Origin of the sequence: Capnocytophaga sp. oral taxon 863 str. F0517, assembly GCF_000466425.1 — a bacterium.
Taxonomy (GTDB): domain Bacteria; phylum Bacteroidota; class Bacteroidia; order Flavobacteriales; family Flavobacteriaceae; genus Capnocytophaga.
On sequence record NZ_KE992164.1, the window covers coordinates 43,359 to 49,947 of the forward strand.

At 46.0% G+C, this 6,589-nt stretch carries 7 protein-coding genes and 1 tRNA gene; 5 read left to right on the plus strand and 3 right to left on the minus strand.

Features of this window, described 5'->3' with window-relative positions:
* Positions 1-18: 18 nt before the first annotated feature.
* Positions 19-531, minus strand: coding sequence for an inorganic diphosphatase (locus tag HMPREF1551_RS08445; protein WP_021628689.1), 513 nt, complete (start codon positions 529-531; stop codon positions 19-21).
* Between the two features lie 125 nt (positions 532-656).
* Here HMPREF1551_RS08445 and HMPREF1551_RS08450 point away from each other — a divergent pair, with 125 nt between their 5' ends.
* Positions 657-1,610, plus strand: coding sequence for a DUF438 domain-containing protein (locus HMPREF1551_RS08450; RefSeq protein WP_021628690.1), 954 nt, complete (start codon positions 657-659; stop codon positions 1,608-1,610).
* A gap of 65 nt (positions 1,611-1,675) precedes the next feature.
* Entirely contained in the window at positions 1,676-2,614 is a 939-nt protein-coding gene (locus HMPREF1551_RS08455; RefSeq protein ID WP_051317860.1) for a polyprenyl synthetase family protein, read from the plus strand.
* A gap of 77 nt (positions 2,615-2,691) precedes the next feature.
* Here HMPREF1551_RS08455 and HMPREF1551_RS08460 read toward each other — a convergent pair whose 3' ends face one another.
* Complete coding sequence (locus tag HMPREF1551_RS08460) at positions 2,692-3,288, minus strand: 50S ribosomal protein L25/general stress protein Ctc (RefSeq protein WP_021628692.1); 597 nt, start codon at positions 3,286-3,288, stop codon at positions 2,692-2,694.
* Positions 3,289-3,309: 21 nt separating this feature from the next.
* The gene (locus tag HMPREF1551_RS08465) at positions 3,310-4,251 is read right to left on the minus strand and encodes a ribose-phosphate pyrophosphokinase (RefSeq protein ID WP_021628693.1); all 942 of its coding nucleotides are present in this window, start codon (positions 4,249-4,251) and stop codon (positions 3,310-3,312) included.
* Between the two features lie 170 nt (positions 4,252-4,421).
* On the opposite strand from HMPREF1551_RS08465, the gene HMPREF1551_RS08470 reads away from it, so the two are divergent.
* The 3 genes from HMPREF1551_RS08470 to HMPREF1551_RS08480 all read left to right on the plus strand — a co-directional run bounded on the left by HMPREF1551_RS08470 (position 4,422) and on the right by HMPREF1551_RS08480 (position 6,541).
* Positions 4,422-4,501, plus strand: a tRNA-Leu gene (locus HMPREF1551_RS08470).
* A gap of 68 nt (positions 4,502-4,569) precedes the next feature.
* The gene (gltS, locus tag HMPREF1551_RS08475) at positions 4,570-5,841 is read left to right on the plus strand and encodes a sodium/glutamate symporter (protein WP_021628694.1); all 1,272 of its coding nucleotides are present in this window, start codon (positions 4,570-4,572) and stop codon (positions 5,839-5,841) included.
* A gap of 130 nt (positions 5,842-5,971) precedes the next feature.
* The gene (locus tag HMPREF1551_RS08480) at positions 5,972-6,541 is read left to right on the plus strand and encodes a Maf family nucleotide pyrophosphatase (RefSeq protein ID WP_021628695.1); all 570 of its coding nucleotides are present in this window, start codon (positions 5,972-5,974) and stop codon (positions 6,539-6,541) included.
* Positions 6,542-6,589 lie beyond the last annotated feature (48 nt).

The following is a 6,589-nucleotide window of genomic DNA, read 5'->3' on the forward strand; positions in this document are numbered from 1 at the left end:
ACCCTTGATAATTAACAATTAAAGAACAAATTTCTTAGCGCTTTGTCCTTCGTAGCGGTCTACACATTCCTTGTATACCTTTAGGGCAGCTTCAGCATCGCCCCAGCCACGCACCTCTACTTTCTTGTTTTCCAAGTCTTTATACACTTTGAAGAAGTGTTCTATTTCCTTAGTAAGGTGAGGGTTTACCTCGTTGAGCTGGCTGAGGGATTTGACCATAGGGTCGGCCTTAGGCACGCAAAGTACTTTCTCATCACCTCCTTTTTCATCGGACATATAGAGGATTCCTATAGGCTTTACCTCTACCACACAGCCTGGGAAGAAAGGAATGGTGGAGATGACCAAAACGTCCAAGGGGTCGCCATCATCGGCCAAGGTCTCAGGAATGAAGCCATAGTCGGTAGGATATACCATGGAGGTATGGAGCATTCTATCGAAGCGCATCTTGCCTAATTCGAAATCGTATTCATACTTATTTCTACTTCCACGAGGAATTTCAATAAGCACATCAAAAGTTGTTTCTTTTGTCATGGTTACTTTCACTTAAAATTAGAGAGCAAAGATAGCTATTTTTTCCAAAACCTCAAAGGAATATTTGGCTTTCTTTCTTCAAAAAAAAGTTGTATATTTGCCACTTGTTAAATACCCTTACAGATATGTATTCAGAATTAGCCGAAGGGCACCCTATACGTACGTATCTGCATGAGACTGAGCTTATTGAGAAGCTCTTGGACGAGATCATGCAGACTGATCCCCAGGTGGACTACCAGAAGTTCTACAACCTCTTCAACCAGCTCTCCACCGTGGAGAAACGCTTCCAGAGAAAGGAAAACCAACTCTTCCCCTTCCTGGAACAAAAGGGCTGGACGAACCCCTCCCAGAATATGTGGTCATTCCACGATACCATCCGCGATATGTTCCGCTTGGTAAGAAAGAATTTGGAAGACAAGGAGTTAGACAAAGCGCGTGAGAACATGGTCTATATAGAAGAGAACCTCCTGCGCTTGCTTTCCGTAGAATACAACATTCTCTTTGCACGCTCCTTGGAAATCCTCTCCGATGAGGACTGGATTAAGATGCGCCAGGGCGAGGATGAGATCGGCTGGATGCTCCCTACCCCACCCCCTTCTTACCCCAACGAAGAGGGCTATGTACACCCTTCCCAAGATACTACCCTGCGTACCGATGTGGTCTTTGACGACAAGGCACAGCACTACGACGAAGGCTATATGACCGTCGAGCAAGTGAACTTGCTACTGAAGACCCTTCCTGTAGACATTACTTTTGTGGATGAGCACGACAAGGTAATCTTCTACAACCGTGGTGAGGAGCGTGTCTTCCCGCGAAGCGCTGGTATCATCGGCCGCGAGGTGAAGTTCTGCCACCCTCCTAAAAGTGTGGGTACCGTACTGAAAATCGTGGAAGCCTTCCGCAATGGCACTCAAAATGAGGCTAACTTTTGGTTCAACTTCCGCGGTCGCCTCATCTATGTCCGCTACTTCGCCGTGCGCGATGCCCAAAAGAACTACAAGGGGGTGATAGAAATGTCCCAAGACATCACTGATATCAAGACCATAGAGGGCGAAAGACGCCTTCTCGAATGGGAATAACCTAAACCCAACAAATTACCTTGGCTAAGATTACCGAACAAATCAAAGAACCTATAGCGGCAGAGATGGCTGCCTTCGAGGACAAATTCAGAAATTCCATGTCCTCCAAGGTGGCCTTGCTCAACCGTATCACACACTACATTGTCAATCGCAAAGGCAAGCAGATGCGCCCTATGTTCGTCTTCCTGGTGGCCAAACTCGCCGGGGAAGGTGCCATCAATGAGCGTACCTACCGAGGTGCCTCGGTTATTGAGCTGATTCATACCGCTACCTTGGTGCATGACGATGTGGTGGACGATAGCAACAAGCGACGTGGCTTCTTCTCCATCAATGCCTTATGGAAGAATAAGATTGCGGTCTTGGTGGGGGACTACCTCCTCTCCAAGGGATTGCTACTCTCCATAGACCATGGCGATTTTGACCTACTGCGCATCATCTCGGTAGCCGTACGCGAGATGAGCGAAGGAGAGCTACTCCAAATGGAAAAGGCGCGCCGGTTGGACATCACCGAAGAGGTCTATTACGAGATTATTCGCCAGAAGACGGCTACCCTAATCGCGGCCTGTTGTGCTATGGGCGCTTGCTCGGTACAACCCGATAATGCTGCGCTAATCGAGAAGATGCGTGCCTTCGGAGAATATGTAGGTATGGCCTTCCAAATCAAAGATGACCTATTTGACTATAGCGACGAGGCTATCGGTAAGCCTACCGGAATTGATATCAAGGAGCAGAAAATGACCCTACCGCTGATATACGCCCTCAATCAGGCCGACGAAAAAGAACGCAAATGGCTGATTAATAGCGTAAAAAATCACAACACCGACAAGAAGCGTGTAAGGGAAGTAATCCAGTATGTCAAGGCGCATGGGGGGATTGCCCATACAGAAACCCAAATGCATGCCTATCAGGCCAAAGCCTTATCCATCCTCGAGGACTTCCCCGATTCCCCTTATAAGACCTCCCTACGCCAAATCGTAGATTACGTGATTGAGCGAACGATATAAAATCTCATAACATCCAAAAGAAGAGGCTGTCTCCCACGGGAGGCAGCCTCTTACTATACATGAGCTACAGACAAAAATTATTTCTTTTTCTTAGTTTCAGCCTTTGCAGCCTCTTGCGCCGCCTTAAGAGCAGCACGAGATACACGTACCTGACATACTACGGTGTTGTCCGGATGCATGATCTTGTAGCTTTCTTGTGGAATTCTGGTCACATAGAAGCGGTTACCCATTTCCATCCAAGAAATATCCACAGGAACGAAGTCTGGCAGATTCTCTGGAAGGGCTTTTACCTTTAGCTTACGGTTCACGATACGAAGAGAACCACCAGCCATTACCCCAGGGGCTGTACCTACTACCTTGATAGGTACGGCAAGCGTAATCTCTCTGTCCTTGTGAAGCTGATAGAAGTCCACATGGAGAATGTTATCCGTTACAGGGTCGAACTGAATATCCTGAAGGATAGCAGTATAAGTCTTTCCTTCTAATTCAATCGTTGCTGTATATACATTAGGAGTATATACCAACTTTTTGAAGGCTAAGCTGTCTGCTGAAAAGTGAATGGTATTATCCCCCCCGTATAGTACGCAAGGGACCTTTCCAGCATTACGTAAGGCCTTGCTTGCTGCCTTGCCCACGCTTTCTCTTTGAGATCCTACGATTGTAATTGATTGCATAAAAATATATTAATTTAAAATTTACATTAAGAATTTGTTACTGATAGAGGCGTGTTCGTGTACCGAACGCATCACATCGGCAAAGAGCTTATCACAGCTCAAAATGTGTATCTTTGGTGTCTGTAAGTGGTGCGGGATAGAATCGGTTACGATAAGCTCTTCCATCGGAGAGGCTTGTATTCTTTCGATGGCGTTGCCACTTAGGATCGCATGAGTACAGATCGCACGTACGCTCACCGCTCCTTTTTCCTTCATAATCTCGGAGGCTTTGACCAAGGTACCAGCAGTATCGACCATGTCGTCTACCAAGATTACGTTTTTACCTTCTACCTCGCCTATGAGTTCCATTTTCTCAATCACATTGGCTTTTTTGCGTTGCTTGTAGCAAATCACCACCTCGCTATTGAGGAATTTGGCATAGGAGTGCGCTCTTTTAGAACCTCCCATATCGGGAGAGGCAATACAGAGGTTTTCTAAGTTCAAGGACTTGATATAAGGCACAAATATGGTAGAGGCATAGAGGTGGTCTACCGGAATTTCAAAGAAGCCTTGGATTTGATCCGCATGTAAGTCCATGGTAATAACACGAGTAGCACCGGCTGTCTCAAGGAGATTGGCTACCAGCTTCGCAGCTATAGGCACACGAGGCTTGTCCTTTCTGTCCTGGCGAGCCCAACCAAAGTAAGGCATCACCGCGGTGATATGCTTGGCGGATGCACGCTTAGCGGCATCGATCATCAGGAGCATCTCCATCAGATTTTCAGAAGAAGGATGGGTAGAGCCTACGATAAAAACACGTGCACCTCGCACCGATTCCTCGAAAGAAGGTTGAAATTCTCCATCACTGAAGCGGGAGAAAAGTACCTTTCCCAGCTCAACCCCATAGGCTTGAGCAATTTTGCCTGCTAATTCAGTGCTTTGGGTACAAGCAAAAATCTTGACAGCTGGCATCGAATATTCCATAAAATGAACTAATTATAAGTAATTTACGATTTTTTACAGCCAAAAGACGGCTACTTTGTTTTCAGGTGCAAAGATATAAATTAAAAATGACTTTGAAAAAAAAAGAATGATTTTTTTGCAGATTAAAAAAAAAGTTGTACTTTTGCACTCGAAAATTCATAACAATAATTGCCTGAGTGGCGGAATTGGTAGACGCGCACGACTCAAACTCGTGTTCTTCGGAGTGAGGGTTCGATTCCCTCCTCAGGTACTATAATCCTCTTATCATAAAAATGCTAAGAGGATTTTTTATTAATATCAAAATCAAACCTTTTTGTTATGAATACAATCGTTGTTAACCCTTACTACACCCTTATTGCGGCTACTTTGGTATTGCTCCTTGGGCGACTTCTTGTTACTAAAATCAAATTGCTCCAAAACTTCAACATTCCTGAACCGGTGGCCGGAGGGCTATTGATGTCCTTCCTTGTCTACCTCTTATATACTGTAACGGGGCTTTCCTTCGAAAACGGACTTACTTTAGGGGAAGGAATCTCCTTGAATTTTGACAAGGGACTCCAGGACTCCTTCATGCTATTTTTCTTTACCTCTATCGGACTGAGTGCAGACCTTTCCCGCTTGAAATCAGGAGGTGTCGGATTGTTCATCTTCTTAGGGATAGTAGCACTGTTCATCGTGGTACAAAATATTGTAGGGATAGGCTTGGCCTCTGCCTTCGGCCTAAAGCCTATCATAGGCTTAGTAACTGGCTCCATTACCCTCACCGGTGGACATGGTACTGCTGGGGCTTGGGGTAAGGTACTCGAACAAGATTATCATATACAAGGGGCTACTGCCTTAGGGATGGCCTCCGCTACCTTTGGTTTAGTTTTAGGAGGACTCATCGGAGGGCCTGTCGCACGCCGCTTGGTCAATAAAATGGGTAGAAAACCACTCTCCGAGGAAGCTCAAAAGAACAACAATGATAACGACACAGAAGTAGGTGTATTCGAACAACCTGAAAAACAACGCCTTATCACCTCCAAGTCCGCTATTGAGACCATGGCACTCTTTGCTGCCTGCCTCTCCTTCTCCGCCCTGATGGACTCCGAGACGGTAAAGGCTTTCTTCCCTGAGAAGTTCACCTTACCTCAATTCGTTTGGGCATTATTCTTTGGCGTATTCTTACGCAATATACTCACCTACGTCTTCAAAATCAAAATGTTCGATCGTGCCATTGATGTCTTTGGTAATGCTTCCCTAAGTCTCTTCTTAGGTATTGCGCTTCTGAACCTCAAGCTATGGCAGCTTTTGGACTTAGCACTCCCTATGCTCGTAATTTTGGCAGTACAGACCTTCGTAATGAGCACCTATGCCTACTTTGTCACCTACCGCCTAATGGGTAAGGACTATGATGCTGCCGTATTAGCCGGCGGACACTGTGGATTTGGCTTGGGAGCAACCCCAACTGCGGTAGCCAATATGCAATCCATCACGGACAAATTTGGCCCCTCTCATAAGGCCTTCCTCATCGTTCCAATGGTCGGCGCCTTCTTTGTAGATTTTGTAAACGCCTTTATCCTTAGTGGATTCGTCTATATCTTAAGATAAACAAACCTTAATTGAATAAAGAAAAAAGTGAAGCGTGAATAGCAAACACTCTGCTTTCACGCTTCACTTTTTACTGTGACTTGCATAAACCGTTAACTCAAAACTTAAAATTAAAAACTCAAAACTCTTAATGAAATACGTTCTTGCTTCTGCTTCGGCACGTCGCCAGCAGTTCCTCAAGGATTTGGCAATAGACTTTGAGGTGCGCCTCTCCTCTTGTGAAGAGTCCTACCCTTCCGAGCTTCAGGGGGCTGCTATCCCCATGTATATCGCCCAGCAGAAGGCCGCTCCACTGCTTGCTTCCCTCCAAGAGGATGAAATCCTTATCTCCGCCGATACGCTCATTTGGTTCGAAGGTGAGGCTATCGGAAAGCCCAAGGACTATGCCGATGCCTTCCAAACCCTTAGCCGCTTCTCCGAGCGTACCCACCAAGTGATTACCGCTGTATGCCTAAGCACTACCCGGCAGCAAATCTGTTTCCACGACACGACCTTGGTTACCTTCGCCACCCTCACCCCAGAGATGATTGACTATTACCTCACCCATTACCAGCCTTATGACAAGGCCGGCAGCTATGGTATCCAGGAATGGATTGGAGCGGTAGGTATCCGCTCCATCGAAGGTTCTTATAACAATGTGGTAGGCTTCCCTACCCAACTGTTTTGGGAAAAACTAAAATTAGTGAAAAGTGAAAAATGAAGCGTGAATAGCGGCTCTTCACTTTTCACTCTTCACTTTTCACTCTTC

Excerpts from the sequence above, each read along its gene's own strand:
- HMPREF1551_RS08460 (WP_021628692.1), bottom strand. The coding sequence starts at position 3,288 with ATGCAATCAATTACAATCGTAGGATCTCAAAGAGAAAGCGTGGGCAAG.
- HMPREF1551_RS08480 (WP_021628695.1), top strand. The coding sequence starts at position 5,972 with ATGAAATACGTTCTTGCTTCTGCTTCGGCACGTCGCCAGCAGTTCCTC.
- HMPREF1551_RS08465 (WP_021628693.1), bottom strand. The coding sequence starts at position 4,251 with ATGGAATATTCGATGCCAGCTGTCAAGATTTTTGCTTGTACCCAAAGC.
- HMPREF1551_RS08445 (WP_021628689.1), bottom strand. The coding sequence starts at position 531 with ATGACAAAAGAAACAACTTTTGATGTGCTTATTGAAATTCCTCGTGGA.
- gltS (WP_021628694.1), top strand. The coding sequence starts at position 4,570 with ATGAATACAATCGTTGTTAACCCTTACTACACCCTTATTGCGGCTACT.
- HMPREF1551_RS08455 (WP_051317860.1), top strand. The coding sequence starts at position 1,676 with ATGGCTGCCTTCGAGGACAAATTCAGAAATTCCATGTCCTCCAAGGTG.
- HMPREF1551_RS08450 (WP_021628690.1), top strand. The coding sequence starts at position 657 with ATGTATTCAGAATTAGCCGAAGGGCACCCTATACGTACGTATCTGCAT.